Consider the following 14437-nt stretch of genomic DNA (forward strand, 5'->3'; position numbering starts at 1 on the left):
AAAAGGCTTTCGCTTCACGTCCCCCATTTCAGCCTCCCAAAAAGAATTGCCTCATTCTACTGAAAATCACTCTCCCCTCGAATCGCAAAGGTGTGTTATCATTGAACTATGAAGCATCTCGAGATTGAACGAAAATTCCTGTTGCCTCCCTGCTCTCTCAAGCGCTTTCTGAAAAAGCACGGTATCTCTTACCGCAAAATTCCTATCGAGCAATTTTATCTGCAGAGCTCCGAAACAGGAATCGAGCGTTACCGCCGCATCGGCGAGCGCTTCATCCACACCCGCAAAAGCGGCAGCGGGCTGGTACGGGAAGAGAGCGAAGAGACGATCGACGAAGCCCGCTACCGCGAAGCCCTGCGGCGCAACCGGGGCGGGGTACTGCGCAAAGACCGCTACATTTTCCGACTCGGCCGGTGGACGGGGGAGCTGGACCACTTCAAAGGATCCCTCAAAGGGCTCAATGTCCTGGAGGTCGAATTTCCCGATGAAACAAGCGCCAGGCTCTTCTGCCTCCCCGAGCCCTTCGCCGCCCTCTGCCTCGGCGAAGTCACGGAGGATCCCCGTTTCACCAACGGATCGCTCTCCCGGCAGATGCGTATCCCCTCGATCGAAAGCGACCTCTCGACCTTGAGAGAACAGGTAGACGGGCTCGGAGAGAAACGGCTCAATGCCTCGGTGAGCTTGAGCTTCCACCCTTTCGAATCGACAGGAAATGTGATCAAAACGATTATCTACGCTCTGCTCCGAAGCCTCGAAGCCAATCGTGAAGCCATCCTCTCCGGTGACCACGATCCCGAGCGGCTCCACCAATTCCGGGTGGCGCTACGCAAACTTCGGGCACTTCTGAGCCAAATGAAAGAGCTCTTCGATCCCGAATGGTTGTCCGAGCACCGCGCCGCGCTGGCGCGGCTGATGAAAGCCACGGCGGACAAACGAGAGATCGATGTCCTGCTCCGACACATCGACGCATACCGTCGAATACTCCCCAAAGCCTGTCACCCCGGCCTGAAAAAGCTCGAAGCCCATCTCCAAAAGGAAGAGGAGGCATCGCAGCGCTCTCTGGAAACCTTTTTGAGCTCCGAGGTTCTTGAAAGGGAACTGCAAGCTCTCCGGGACTTTGCCCGAAAGGAGACGATGGAGGAGCTGCAAGCGGAGAACGCCGGCCTGCCGATCGTCTTTCCGGCAAAAGCCCGAGTCAAAAGAGGCTACCGTCGGGTCCTCACCCGGGGGGCTCAACTCGACAAAGATTCTGCTCCCAACGACTACCATAAAGAGCGGATCGAAGTGAAAAAGCTTCGCTATCTCCTGGAATTTTTCAGCCCGATTTTCGAGGAGAAGAGCTACCGGCTCCTCCTCAAAGAGCTCAAGAGATTCCAAACGATCCTGGGAGATCACCAGGATCTCGTTACGCAGCGAGCGCAGCTGCAAAAGCTCGCCTCCGCACCCGATCTTCAAAACCATGAAGTTCAGAAAACACTCTCCATACTCGGAAAAATAATGAAGAAGCTGGCGAAGGAGAAGAGAAAAGAGTTTCGAAAATCCTTCCGGGGTTTTCGGAAGAAAAAGCGATACTTTCATCGGCTGATCTGCCGTTTTTGAATCCATTTTTGAGGGAACGCAGATTGGAAGAATCGCTTTTCCCAGTACCGCAGCAGGTGATAATGTTGCCAACCAAAGGCTATCTTATGCTATCTATAAGCTGTTCCAAAAGTGCTACAATAAAGGAGTCAATGCCCTTACGGCATCCAAATTAACAATTTATAGAAAGGAAAAGATTATGACTCATCATTTCGCAGTAGGAGTTTTCAACAATATCGAAGAGGCCGACAAGGCAGTCCGCACTCTTATCAAAGAGGGTGTCGACAAGCACCAAATCTCCATCATCGGTAAAACCAACGAAGAGAAGGTCGATGAAGAGGTCCGAAGCAAAGTCGAAGCCGATGTCTTCTTCTGGGGAGCCCAGGGAGGTCTCTGGGGCGGTCTGCTGGGATTGTTGGTCGGCGGTGCCCTCTTCGTGATTCCCGGTATCGGGCCCATCGCCGGGGCCGGGACCATCGCCGGATCACTGGCGGGCCTGGTAGGTGGGGCGGTCGCCGGAGCCACGGCACTGGGTCTGGTGGATGGCCTAGTCGAATGGGGCCTCAGCCGCGAAAAAGCGGAACACTACAAAGACCTCGTCGAGCAGGGAAAAGTCATCGTCTTTGTCAAGGGCAATGTGCAGGAAACCGCCGATGCAGGCGAAACCCTCCGCTCCCTTTCGGCTGAAGAGGTTGAGGTCAAGTAGCCGGTACCGGCTCGTCACCCCTCTTCAATAATAGGGTCTGAATGGGCACAACCATAATCTGATAATATTCTGCAAATCACAAGTAGTTATTCAACTACCGAGATAATCAAGAAAATTTCTCGTTTAACTTCGGTTATACTTTGGAAGGCATACTTCCAATGTCGGCTTCCGGCTGACAACGCGATACCAACCGACCATCGAATTCATTTTTCCTCCTTTTGAATGAATTCATTCCCTCCTTTTGAAACGGCCCTGTTTGGGTCGGATCCAATTATTCCAAAATTTCGACTTAAAGCGGGTTTTCGGGTTGCTATTTCATGGCTTTTTCCAGGAAATCAGAGATAAGTTTTTTCTTCATGGAGTCTCCGATACCCCTATGGACTTTCATCAATGATTTCAGAGGAGAGAAGAGTCCTCCATCTAAAGCGTTGGTTGTGTTGGGAATGCCAAGGTGTGGATGAGTTTTATAGGTGGTAGATCCGGGATAATACTTTTAAGGTTTGGTGCTCATAGAAATAGGCGGTAAAGAGCTGTTTTTGAATCCGGGATTGACGTCTACGGGAAGAAAAGCTATGCTGACAGCTGAGACAAAAATAGCGTTGAATTCCACCTCTTTTCCCATTCTTTTTAGTCTGTTTTGAACCACATACAGGGCACTTTTTTACAAACCATCTGTAAAAAAGTCCTTTTAATCAACCATATTACCGAAGTTCTGAAAGGTTTTTAGCAACCCGAAAAACCGCTTTAACTCAAAATTTCTGACAACACTGGCGATACGGAACTTAAACGCCTTCAACGATAGATTTGACTTTCCAACAAGCATTTGGAACATCCCGATAAGACATAGCGATCTATGCTTTATCGTATCACGTTGCGGTCGCTAAAAGTATTTGGAAAATAAAAGAGGAAAATGAAAATCGGAGGAGTCGTGAAGAGCCGTATGGGCTCTCCGAAAAGAAGGCTTAACGCTTGGAGAACTGAGGGCTCCGGCGGGCTTTCTTCTTTCCGTATTTTTTCCGCTCGACCACACGGGAATCCCGGGTGAGCAGGCCCATGGGCTTGAGGATGGCACGGAAAGCGGGTTCATACTCTACCAGGGCTTTGGAGATACCGTGCTTGAGGGCATCGGCCTGGGCGCTGTATCCGCCGCCGAGGGTGGTCGCTTTGACGGTGACCGCCTCGAGCTGCTTGGTCGCTTCGAGGGGGAGGCGGACTTTCATCTTGAGGGTTTCGTGACCGCCGAGCCACTCGTCGAGGCTCTTGCCGTTGACGATGATCCCGCCATTGCCGGGGGTCAGCCAGACTTTGGCGATTGCCGTTTTTCTTTTACCGGTTGCGTAGACTGTCGCCATCTTACTTTCCTTTGTTCAGTTGTGCAGTATGGGGATGCTCGGCGCCTTCATAGACTTTGAGCTTCTTGAGCATTTGGCGCCCCAGCTTGGTCTTGGGCAGCATGCCGCGGACCGCCAGGCGGTAGAGCTTCTCGGTGTGGTTTTCCAGCATATCGGAGAGCTTGTTGCTCTTGGTGCTTCCGAAGTATCCGCTGTGGCGGAAATACTCTTTGTCATCCAGCTTGTTCCCGCTGAATTTCGCCTTTTTGGCGTTGATGATGACCACATAGTCCCCGCAGTCGACGTTGGGGGTGAAAGAGGGCTTGTGCTTGCCCCGGAGGTAGGTGGCGGCTTCGGTCAGGATGCGGCCGAAGGTTTTGCCTTCCGCATCGATCAGATGCCAGTCGCGCTCTACTTCATGAGGCTTGACGACTTTTGTCATTTTCATGATCGTTTCCTTGTTTGGTTTCCACGGACGAACCGTTTGGTAAGCGGGATTATAGGGTCTTATCCTTAAAATCAACTAAATTTCAGTAATTTTTAAGGAATATTCTCTGTTATTTTGGGGTCGCAAGTCCCAAGCACGGGGCTTCGCCCCTCAAGTCGCAAAAATTGGAGTCAGTGGTCGTTGGTCGTTGGGAAACATTACTCCAATAATCTAAAATTTAAAATCTATCATTCTCAATTATTCGGTTACTCGGTTGCTCATTGCTCGGTTACTCATTATCAAATCCATCTTCTCCCATTCTCAATTCTCCATTCCCAATCCCTCAATCTCCACTCCCTCCTCCGTCAGATAGACCAGTGCCCCCTCGGCAGGACGGCCGGTGATCGACTCTACCGCTTCGATATAGGTCCGAAGCTGCCGGCGATGATGCTCGGCGAATTTCCGGGAGCTTTTGTAGTCGAGGATCCGGAAACGATCCCCATAGTCGAGCAGCAGGTCAATCTGCAGAAGCTTGCCCCGGTGGGCCAGAGGCTGTTCTTTTTGGATCCGGGCACCGCGGAGCATCTGCGTGAAAGGCTCATCCTGCATCAGGGCTTCCATCCGGGATGCGATGGCGGCGATCTGCTCTTCGCTCAGCTGCGCTCCGTAGCGGTTGCGCACCGCATCCAGAGCTCCCTCGATTCCCTCCGGGCCGAAAGGCTCCATCATCTCCAGGGCATAGTGCAGCGCCGTCCCGAAGAGGATCGCCTCATAATCGGGCCCCTCCCCCTCATCCTCCGAAGTGGGCGGTTCCTCCTGCCGTCCGTAACGGCTCAGGACCACATCGGGGATCCTCGGTGCCTCCTCTTGTACCTTGCTTTCATCTTCGATTTTCGGCAACTCTCCCCGTCTCATCGGCACCATCCCCAGAGGCTCGAAGATCGACTGCTCGGGCTTTTTGAGCACGATCATCCCCTCAGCCGCGCGGGTGAGGGCCACATAGAGCAGATTGAGCCGGTCTTTCTCCGCCGCCGCTTTGCGCTCCTCCAGCAGCTCGGCGTAAGTTTCGTCGAAGCGCTCCCTTCCGCTGATCCGGTAGAAGAAGCGTTCGATATGCAGATTCTCATTGTAGCGGGGGATCAGAGCATCCCGCTCCGAACTTCCCCGGCCGCTGCGATCCAGGAGGATCACATAATCAAACTCCAACCCCTTCGAGCCGTGAATGGTCAGGATCCTCGCCCCCCGAAGGGTATGGGGCGCGACGCCGATGCGGCTGCTTTCGAACTCTTCGAGAAACTCCGGCAAAGACTCGTAGCCGGCGGCGAATTCCAGGAGCCTGAGGAAATTGGGGTCGTTGTCGAAGGCGGCATAGCTCTCCAGCAAACGATGAAGCACCTCCACAGGGCGCATCGAAGGGCGGTACCATCCCAGGTCGGGGTGTTCCTTGCGCCCGCTGCGCCGCAGCAGCGCCTCCGCATCCAGCGCCTCCTCCCGGTAGAGATGCTCCGCCATCCGCACCAGGGCCGCGATCTGCGGCAGCGTGCGCAGCGACGAGCTGGTCTGCAGCACGGTCGGGATCCCCGCCTCCACACAGCGCTCCTGAAGCTCCTTGCCCTCCTTGTTGGTCGCCACCAAAAAGGCGATGCGCTCCGGATCGATCCCCGCATCAATGAGCCTCAAGGCTTGAGCGGTCGCCTCGGCCAAAGGCTCCTCCGCCTCCAGGACCTCCACATACCCCTCCTTCCCACTCTGGGGAATCTGGGGAAGATAGCCCGGCATCACCTCGGCGAACCAGCGGTTGACACTCTCCACGATCCCTTTGGCACTCCGGTAGTTGTGACTCAAAGGATTCACTTCGATACCGTAATGTTCGGCCACCCGGTCAAAGAGCTCCTCTACCCCGCCCCGGAAGCGGTACAGCGACTGCTTGGTATCCCCCACATAGAAGAAAGTGCGAAAATCGCTCTGTCCCTTCCCGGCGAAGATCTCGTCGATCAACGGTTTGAGGAGGAGAAACTGCAGCGTCGAAGTATCCTGAAACTCATCCAGGAGAATATGGCGGAAGCGGCTGTCGAGGCGAAAATAGAGGAGATCTTTGGAAAGGCTCTCATAGAGGAGGCGGTAGGCGAAATAGCCCAGGTCGTCAAAGTCCAGCATATTGCGGCTTTTGGCCCGGGAGATGCGGGTGTTGCGGTAGTGGTCGTAGAGCCGTCCCAGACGGTGCAGCACCGCCCGCTCCCTCGCCGCCGCCCAGCGGCCAAGAAGGGTTCTGAGCTGCTGATACTCCTCCTCGATCCTGGGATCCTTCGGGAGATACTTGCGGTAGTTGCGGTGCTCTTCGAGGCTGGGATGATTGAAAACTGATTTGGCGAAAAGCTCGGCGACCGTAGCAGGAGCGAAATTGCGCACCGCCGTAGCGGAGGCCCCTACCTGCTGTACCCGTTCGTATAGAGAAGCCCTCAGCGCCTCGATCTCCCCCTCTAGCCCCCGCAACGTCCCGTCCCCCTCGGGGAAAGGCGGCAGCAGCGGGTCCTGGGCATAAAGAGAAGCCAGACTCTCCGTCATCCCCTCGACCCGGCGCCGCTCCATCTGAATCGCCAGCTCCACCAGTACGGGCAGCATCCCTTCCCGGTCCAGCTCCTCCAAAAAGGCTTCCTGCAAACCGACGGAGGCCTCCTCCTTGGTCACGAAGCCGGGATCGAGCCCGATCTCCAGCGCCCCCGCCTTCAAAACGGAGACGAAAAAGCTGTCCAGGGTCACGATATGGGTCGGACTGTCCAAAAAACGCCGCAGCACCCCCGGTCGCTTGGCAAGAATCTCATCGGGACTCAGACCCGTCTGTTTGGCCAGTTCCCCGAGAAAGGGAGCGAAGTCAGCCTCATCGAGCCTTCGGAGCGCCTCGACGACCCGGTGGCGCATCTCGGCGGCCGCTTTGTTGGTAAAGGTCGCCGCCAGAATCGACGAGGAGGATTCCCCCAGAAAAAGCAGCGCCACATAGCGCACACTCAGGGCAAAGGTTTTGCCGCTCCCCGCCGAAGCCGAAAGGGCCAGAAAAGGTTGAAATCCCATAGTGACTCCTCTATTGTGAGTGTTAAGTCTTGAGTGTTGAGCGTTGAGAGCTTTCATTGCTCGGTTCCTCGGTTACTCACTCCTCACTCCTCACTATCACAGATATTCTCCCCGTTCACAAAGAAGCTGATAGGGGCACCAGGTACAGCGCTTGAGATCTTCACATCGCTCGGCGACGAAGGAGCAGGTCTGTTTCAACTGCCCCAGATGCTCCAGCAGCAGAACATTCTTCTCCTCCAGTGCCGCTACGGGGACGAAAGATCCTCCATCCAGCGGAGTCACGAAAGCCAGATCCAGCTCCGGGAAACGGCTGCGGAGCAATAGATCGTAGATACTCATTTGAAAATCGGTGAGCTTGTCGAGATTACTTTTTCGGTTGGCCTCTTTGATGGAGCCGCTTTTGTAGTCGAGGGCCAGCCGTGCTTCCCCGAGGCGGTCGATACGGTCGATCCGTCCGCCGAAACGCAGCCCGTCGATCTCTCCCTCCACCGCCGTTTCAATGCTCTCGACCCGCCAGCCCTGGGTGAAGCGCTTCGCTTCCTCTCGGAAGTAGGATTCCAGCTTTCGCTTCCAGTAGGCCAGGATATAGCGGCCGGCACTGCCGTGACGCTCCAGCTCTCTCGCCGCCAAGATCGCGAACTCCCGACTCATCTGCTCCGGATCGTCGTAATGGTCCCGCTCACGAAAAAGCCCTTCGAGTACCCGGTGAAGAAACAAGCCCTCATTGAGCTCCTCGCTCTCTTTCTCCTCCAGCCCCTCGATGTAACGGTAATAAAAACGTCTTTTGCACTCCAGCCAGGTACGTAGGCGGCTGGCCGACCAACGCATCTGCGTCGGGTCGAAGGCTTCCACCACCGGGTCGGCGTCGGCTGCAGGGAGAGGACTGTGGTCATAGAGCAGCTTGCGGGGGGCGGCGACCTCCCGCCCCTCTTCGAGGCCCAGTTCATAGAGAAAACGGGTCGGCAAACGGTTCTCACCCGTCGCATAGAGGATCACCGCCTCTTTGGCACCCTCCAGAAGCCGGGCGTAGTAGTGTTTCTGAAGCGCTTCCCGATCCCGGCGGTCGGGCAAGCCGGCAAAGTGGCGCACCCGGCTGTCGAGAAAGCGGTCCTTGCCGCTGCTCGCCGGCACGACCCCTTCGTTGAAATCGACGATCACCACACCGTCGAAGGCCACGCCCCGCGTCTCCAGCACCCCCATCACCGTCACTTTTCCGCCACGGACATCGTCCAGGCGAAGCGCCCCCACCTCTTCGAGCCAGAGAAAGAGCCACTCTTTCAGGCTCAAAGTTCGGCCGGCATTGAGCTTTTGGAAACGATGCCTCAACTCCCAAAGGGGCTCCTCCTCCCGGCGGGGTTCCCGGCCCGGCTCGGGGAGTTCGAATCCGGGGATTTTCGCTTCGGCAAAACGCTCCAGGAATCCGTCCACACCACAGCGTTCACTTGCCTTCAAAGAGCCCAAAACGTCGAGGCTTAAGCCGTAATGGGCAAGCCGGCGACGGTATTCGGGCTCATCCGGACGGTTCCAGGATTCGAGCAACGCCGCGGGCAGGCGGTATTCGGGGCGGTCACGATAGTCATATCCCATAGAGAAGTTGAGGTTGTCCATCCGGTCATAGAGGTCAAAGATCTGCATCAACCCCTCATCGGGCAAGACAAGAGCGATCCGATCCGGAGAAATCCCGCGGTGCACCATCCCTTCGATCTCCGCCAAAGCCACCGCCACCTGCTCGTAGCGCTCCTGCACCGCCAGGACCCTCGCATCGATCTTCAGGGGATCTTTTTCTGCCTCCAAAACCTCTTCCCGGCTCAGACTGAAGCGAAGGCGGCTCTGAGCAGGAAGCTCCAGACCCACATCGGCGAAGCGCCGTCGCATCTTCTCATTATAGGGGGTGCTGCGCCAGGAGATCTCCAGCTCCGCCCTTTTCGCCGCCTGGGTGAGCAGTTCCATCTCAAAGCGGCTCAGATACCCTTCCAGGTGCAACTCCACCCGCTCCCACTGACCCAAAAAGCTTTCGTTGAAACGGTAGAGCTCGGGCAGAAAGATCCGGTCATAGGCCGATTCCCGATCCAGGATCGCCCGGTAGCGCTCTTTGAGTGTGTGTAGGAGCTCGATATGTTCCGCATATTCCGCATAGGCATCCGCCTCGTCGAGACGCTCCAGCGGCACCTGCTCCCAGGCCAACTCTTCGAAAAAGCGGAAAAAATCGCTGCTTCGGGTGAAGAAGCGGATCAATTCCCGATCACGGCTCAGGCGCGAAAAGCCGTCGAACTCCGCCGCCTCCCTGAGCCAGAAGATCCGCTCGCTCCCCTCTGCCGCCCGACGCCCAGGCACCCGTACCAGGCGGTTGATAAACTCATCCATCCTCATCAACTGAGGCAGAAAACGCTCCTCGGTCCGGCAATGGGACAGCTCTTCACGTATGGCACGAGCCGTGGGGTATATTTTCAAAAGTGACATGATGATTCTTTGGGGTTTTGGGGATTATTATAGCAGTAGAAAAAAGAGGCGTCGCGGCAGATTCCCCCTAAGGTGACCTGCCCTATTTTTTGGGAGCCAGGTAGGCTTCGGTATCCCGGAAGCCAACGGCATCGCCCTTTTGGACCCGAACACGCAGGATATAGCGCCCGGGTTTTTTGAGGCTCAGGTGATCGACGGGATAGTGACCATCTCTATAGGGAATGGAATCGAAATGTTGATCCTCTTTTTCGGTAAAAGGGCGGGTCACCAGCAGAGAAACATTGGCGTCGCTTACCGGCTTACCCGCTTTGTCGGTTACCACATAGGCAAAGCTGTTCTCCCGGTTCAAAGCGACGATTTGGGCGTGCTTACGCTTGAGATGCTTGGGTTTGAAATCCGAAGCTTTCAGACCTTCAAGCTTGAGATTGTAACGGCTATCGAAACGCTGCTGGGCTTTGATGATCTCATTGGCATCCTCTTCGGCCGTCTGGTATTTGAGCATATACTCATTGGACTCGTGCACCGGCATACCGATGGCATGCTTGACAGTCCAATAGCCCAACGTAATCCCGATGGCCAGAAAGCCCAGGATCATATAGGGCCAATATTTACCTTTGTCACTATTGTTTGCCATGGCGTATCCTCATATAAAGTGGTCGCCCGAAATATACCCAAAAAACCAAAACGGCTCCTAAATAGACAAGCCAGGTTATAACTTTTATAATCCAACGCCCCTGGTCCTTGATGGTGTTTTTGAGCTTGACCCCTTTGGAGGCTGCCAATTCATCGGCCAGCTCCGAATAGGCTTGGACCATCGCTACATCGTATTTCGATTGCACGGAGTTGCTGTCGGCGCTCCCCAGAATATCGATGGCATACTTTTTGACCTCGGAAGGATCATAAGCTTTTTTTAGACTCGGATCGGAGACGAGTATCCCCAAACGCTTATTATTGGGGAGAAAAAGAATGGCGACCCAGGGCTCGTTCAGCTCCTTCTCGTATTTTTTCACATACTCGTAGAGATTGCCACGTTTGTCCAGCACATCGTTGCTCGCGATGACATAAGCGTTCAATCCGGTCTTCTGTGTCAATTCCTGACCGATCTTTTCGATCACATCCCCTGCTTTGGGTGAGATCAAATGGTCATTGATGAGATATTGGGCTGAGAGTGAAAAAGTGAGAAGAAACACGAGCAAGGTCACCCTTGCTGTGTGAAACATGAATGATTAACCTACGTAGAGGTGATTGGGAGTCAGAACCGCCCACAGTGTGATGATCGCCAGGAGAACCATCATCCATCCGATAACTTTATCCATAATCTTGATCATTTTTTCTCCCCTTTCTGAGCAGGTTTCGCATCGACAAAGCTGAATTTGGCATTGTCTTTGCTGATCATCTTCACATTATCCAGACTGTTCCACAGAGGAGTGGGGTCGTAATAATGAGTCGACTGTGCGCGCTCCACTTCGATAGCCTTGGTCACGAGGAAGGCCAGGATGCTCAGCAGGAGCGCCGTAGCGATCAGCATTCCAACGATCCCGTTGATTCCCCACATATTGCGGCTGGTATTTTCTGTTGCTGCCATGATACGCTCCTTACTGTTTCAATGTTTTCAGGTAAGCTGCCAGCGCTTTCTCCTGGACAGGAGTGAAGCGTCCGGGGAAGGCGGGCATTTGTCCGATGATACCCTTTTTACCGTGCTTGAGAACATGCTTGACCAGTGTCTCGTCATATTCGGCAAGGTCGGGTGCGCTGCCGCCGTTACCTTTACCGTCCTGACCATGGCAACCGGCACAGGTCGCCCAGGTAGCGGGCGCTTTACCCTTCATTCCACCGGCAATCCAAGCGGCAACCTCTTCAGCCTGCTTCCCGGAAGCCATACCCGCAGGCATGGCACCCAGAGGATACATCAACTGATGCTGGCCGCTTTTGATGACAGCCAGGATCTGCTCTTTGGTCATCCGGCTGGTGAAATCCTGCGCTTTACCGTCCAAACCATCACCGGTTTCACCGTGACAGGGAGCACACTGGACCAGGAAGATCGACTCACCCATATCTCTGAGGACCTCGGGAGAGGGGTTTTTCCATTTTGCTTCGAACTTCTTTTGATAGTTCTTGACCTCTTTGTTGTACTCTCCGATCTGGCTGTAGGCATTGAGGGGATATCCCCAGAGGAAATACCAGATCGCCCAGATCATAACACCTACGTAAGACCAAGCCCAACCGGAAGGCAGTTCGTTTTTATACTCACCGATACCGTCCCAGTTCTCTTCAGCCAGCTCTCCACTGGCGGTATCGGTCTTCATCTGAGCCATATATTTCGCTCCGACCCCGAAGGTCAGAACGGCAATGGCCACAGCACCCAGGAATGTGATCAGGTTGACCGGATCGCTCAGATCGATATGCATCTGCTTGATCACCACCAGCGTCGCCACGATCAATACCCCGGCGAGCACCAGCCCTTTGACAATGAATGAATTCATTTAACGCTCCTTCTTTTCGTTCATAACTTTGGGATTCGCTTCGACGGGCTTGTCGTGGAGCTCGTCGTCGAGCGCCATTTTCCCGTACTTTTCATAATCCGCTTCACCCTTCTTTTCACTGCGGTAGAGATGCAGGATATAACCATATAGAATCACGACCAGGAAAACCGTGAGAAAGAAATAGGCGTAACCCTGCAACTCGGTCAATGTCACCGCAGACTCCTTACTTCAGACGTTCGAGGTAGGCAATCAAGGCGACGATCTCGGGGATCTTACCTTGCTGGACCTGTGCGAGAACCTCTTTGTTCTTCATCTCTTTGGCGATCTTGAGCGCTTCGGGGAGGGCCTTCTCTTTGTAATACTTTTCGAAGGCAGCTTTGCCGGGCTGAATATCATCGCCATAGGGAGTATTGAAGACCTTCTTGACCGTTACGGCTTCCGCATAAGCGGTCTCGAGATCAGCAATGTTCTTGAACTGATGCTTATACGCGGGCATGATCGACGCGGGAACGACCGATTTGGGATCCCACATGTGGTTGGCATGCCACTCGGGTGTCCGGTAGTTACCGACACGGTGCAGGTCGGGACCGGTCCGCTTGGATCCCCAGAGGAAGGGACGGTCATAGGCATACTCTCCGGAGAGGGAATACTTACCGTAGCGGTCAGTCTCAGCTTTGAAAGGACGGATCAGCTGCGAATGGCAGGCGATGCAGTTGTCTTTCTTATACACCTCTTTACCGGCCAATTGCAGAACGGTATAGGGTTTGAGCCCGACGATAGGGCGAGACGCTTTGGCGAAGTCAGGCAGGATCTCTACCAGTCCCGCGAACGCGATAACGATGAAGACCCCTACCGAGAAGAGGAAGGGATTTTTTTCCAACCAATGAAACATTCTTTACCTCCTTAGGCCATAGGGGAGCGGAACTGAGGCTCCTGCTCGAGTTTGCGTCCTGCGGTCGCTGTCATGAAGAAGTTGTAAGCGAACATGAACACACCGATCAAATAGAGCAGACCACCGATTGCACGAATCGTATAGTAGGGGTGCAGAACGGATACGGTATCGATGAAGCTGTACATCAGGTTACCGTACTCATCGACTGCACGCCACATCATACCCTGGGTAATTCCGGCGATCCACATCGAGGTGAAGTAGAGAACAACACCAGTCGTTTGGATCCAGAACTGAGCCTCAAGCAGAGACTTGCTGTAGATTTCACGCTTGAAGACGCGGGGAGCCGCATGCATCATCGACGCAAAGATCATAAAGGCAACCCATCCCAGAACACCGTCGTGAACGTGACCGGGGATCCAGTCGGTGAAGTGAGCGATCGCGTTGACCGACTTGACCGCCTGAATGGGACCTTCCAGAGTCGAAAGCATATAGAAGGTGGAGGCGAGAACCATGAATTTGATCAGGGGGTTCTCGGTCAGCTGATTCCACTCACCCTTCATTGTCAGCAGCATGTTGATCGCAGAACCCCAGGAGGGGAGGATCAGTACGACAGAGAAGACAGAACCCATGGTCTGCATCCAATCGGGAACGGTGGACCAGAGCAGGTGGTGACCACCGGCCCAGAGATAGACGAACATCAGTCCCCAGAAGCTCAGCAGAGAGAGCTTATAGGAGTAGACAGCCTGTCCGGACTCTTTGGGCAGGAAGTAGTAGATGATTGCGATGATGGGCACGGTGAAGACGAAGGCCACCGCGTTGTGACCCCACCACCACTGCACCAATGCATCGTTGGTTCCGGCATACATGGAGACGGAGTGATACCAGTGACCGAGTCCGCCGGAGAAGAAGACGGTGGGAACTTCCATGTTGTTGAAGAGATAGAGCATCGCTACCCCGAGGAAAGTAGCGATGTAATACCACATGGAAATGTAGAGGGCTTTTTCACGGCGCATACCGATCAGGCCGAACATAATAATTCCCCAGAGAACCCAGATCACGACGATCAGGACATCCAGAGGCCATTCCATCTGAGCGTACTCTTTGCTAGCGGTGATTCCCATCGCCAGGCTGATGACCAGGAAGGTCGCCGCGATCAGATAGAGACCGAACTGCAGGTAACCCAGGCCTTTGAGAAGCTTCGATTCACCCAAGGATACCTTCAAAACACGGGGCGCGGCGTAGTAGAACGACGCGAAGATCCCGCTGACGGTAAATCCGTAGATGACCACGTTGGTGTGAAGGGGTCTCAGGCGGGAGAATGTCCCGTACTCACCGAAAAGATAGTTGAGTTCCGGGAACGCCAATTGAGACGCGATCAGAACACCGATGGTCATTCCGACAATACCGAAAATGACCGCGGTCCACATGTAGAGTTTGGCAACGGAATAATCATATTCCAGCGCTGCACTAGACTGCATACAAGCCTCCTAA

At 54.5% G+C, this 14437-nt stretch carries 13 protein-coding genes and 1 pseudogene; 2 read left to right on the forward strand and 12 right to left on the reverse strand.

Translation table 11 applies throughout. The features are described 5' to 3' along the window. The first annotated feature begins 108 nt into the window (after nucleotides 1-108). Both NITSA_RS10970 and NITSA_RS09695 read left to right on the forward strand, forming a co-directional pair. A complete protein-coding gene (locus NITSA_RS10970; protein WP_013554854.1) occupies nucleotides 109-1599 on the forward strand; it encodes a CYTH and CHAD domain-containing protein in 1491 nt (496 codons plus the stop codon). A gap of 178 nt (nucleotides 1600-1777) precedes the next feature. Next, on the forward strand, nucleotides 1778-2284 hold the full coding sequence (locus NITSA_RS09695; RefSeq protein WP_013554855.1) for a general stress protein: 507 nt from the start codon (nucleotides 1778-1780) through the stop codon (nucleotides 2282-2284). Between the two features lie 464 nt (nucleotides 2285-2748). Here the strand turns inward: NITSA_RS09695 and NITSA_RS11810 are convergent. The 12 genes and pseudogenes from NITSA_RS11810 to ccoN all read right to left on the reverse strand — a co-directional run. Next, nucleotides 2749-2931, reverse strand: a pseudogene (locus tag NITSA_RS11810) (IS1/IS1595 family N-terminal zinc-binding domain-containing protein); the annotation flags it as partial. A 315-nt stretch (nucleotides 2932-3246) separates the two neighbouring features. After that, entirely contained in the window at nucleotides 3247-3636 is a 390-nt protein-coding gene (gene rpsI, locus NITSA_RS09700) for a 30S ribosomal protein S9 (protein ID WP_013554856.1), read from the reverse strand. A gap of 1 nt (nucleotide 3637) precedes the next feature. Further along, nucleotides 3638-4057, reverse strand: coding sequence for a 50S ribosomal protein L13 (rplM, locus tag NITSA_RS09705; RefSeq protein ID WP_083799892.1), 420 nt, complete (start codon nucleotides 4055-4057; stop codon nucleotides 3638-3640). Nucleotides 4058-4363: 306 nt separating this feature from the next. Next, nucleotides 4364-7111, reverse strand: a complete 2748-nt coding sequence (locus NITSA_RS09710) for a RecB-like helicase (protein WP_013554858.1) — start codon at nucleotides 7109-7111, stop codon at nucleotides 4364-4366. A 96-nt stretch (nucleotides 7112-7207) separates the two neighbouring features. Next, nucleotides 7208-9571: a PD-(D/E)XK nuclease family protein gene (locus tag NITSA_RS09715; protein WP_013554859.1), complete on the reverse strand. Its 2364-nt coding sequence runs from the start codon at nucleotides 9569-9571 to the stop codon at nucleotides 7208-7210. Between the two features lie 82 nt (nucleotides 9572-9653). After that, nucleotides 9654-10205: a FixH family protein gene (locus NITSA_RS09720; protein ID WP_013554860.1), complete on the reverse strand. Its 552-nt coding sequence runs from the start codon at nucleotides 10203-10205 to the stop codon at nucleotides 9654-9656. Beyond that, nucleotides 10192-10773 (reverse strand): hypothetical protein, encoded by a 582-nt coding sequence (locus NITSA_RS09725; protein WP_148224978.1) that lies wholly within the window; start codon nucleotides 10771-10773, stop codon nucleotides 10192-10194. Before NITSA_RS09725 ends, NITSA_RS09720 begins: the two co-directional genes overlap by 14 nt. Before the next feature lie 122 nt (nucleotides 10774-10895). Further along, nucleotides 10896-11156 (reverse strand): DUF4006 family protein, encoded by a 261-nt coding sequence (locus NITSA_RS09730; protein ID WP_013554863.1) that lies wholly within the window; start codon nucleotides 11154-11156, stop codon nucleotides 10896-10898. A 10-nt stretch (nucleotides 11157-11166) separates the two neighbouring features. Continuing rightward, complete coding sequence (locus NITSA_RS09735; RefSeq protein ID WP_013554864.1) at nucleotides 11167-12054, reverse strand: c-type cytochrome; 888 nt, start codon at nucleotides 12052-12054, stop codon at nucleotides 11167-11169. Continuing rightward, nucleotides 12055-12267, reverse strand: coding sequence for a cytochrome c oxidase, cbb3-type, CcoQ subunit (locus NITSA_RS09740; RefSeq protein ID WP_013554865.1), 213 nt, complete (start codon nucleotides 12265-12267; stop codon nucleotides 12055-12057). A gap of 10 nt (nucleotides 12268-12277) precedes the next feature. Then, nucleotides 12278-12946 (reverse strand): cytochrome-c oxidase, cbb3-type subunit II, encoded by a 669-nt coding sequence (ccoO, locus tag NITSA_RS09745; protein WP_013554866.1) that lies wholly within the window; start codon nucleotides 12944-12946, stop codon nucleotides 12278-12280. A gap of 11 nt (nucleotides 12947-12957) precedes the next feature. Beyond that, nucleotides 12958-14424, reverse strand: a complete 1467-nt coding sequence (gene ccoN, locus NITSA_RS09750) for a cytochrome-c oxidase, cbb3-type subunit I (protein ID WP_013554867.1) — start codon at nucleotides 14422-14424, stop codon at nucleotides 12958-12960. Nucleotides 14425-14437 lie beyond the last annotated feature (13 nt).

It is taken from the genome of Nitratifractor salsuginis DSM 16511 (assembly GCF_000186245.1).
Taxonomy (GTDB): domain Bacteria; phylum Campylobacterota; class Campylobacteria; order Campylobacterales; family Sulfurovaceae; genus Nitratifractor; species Nitratifractor salsuginis.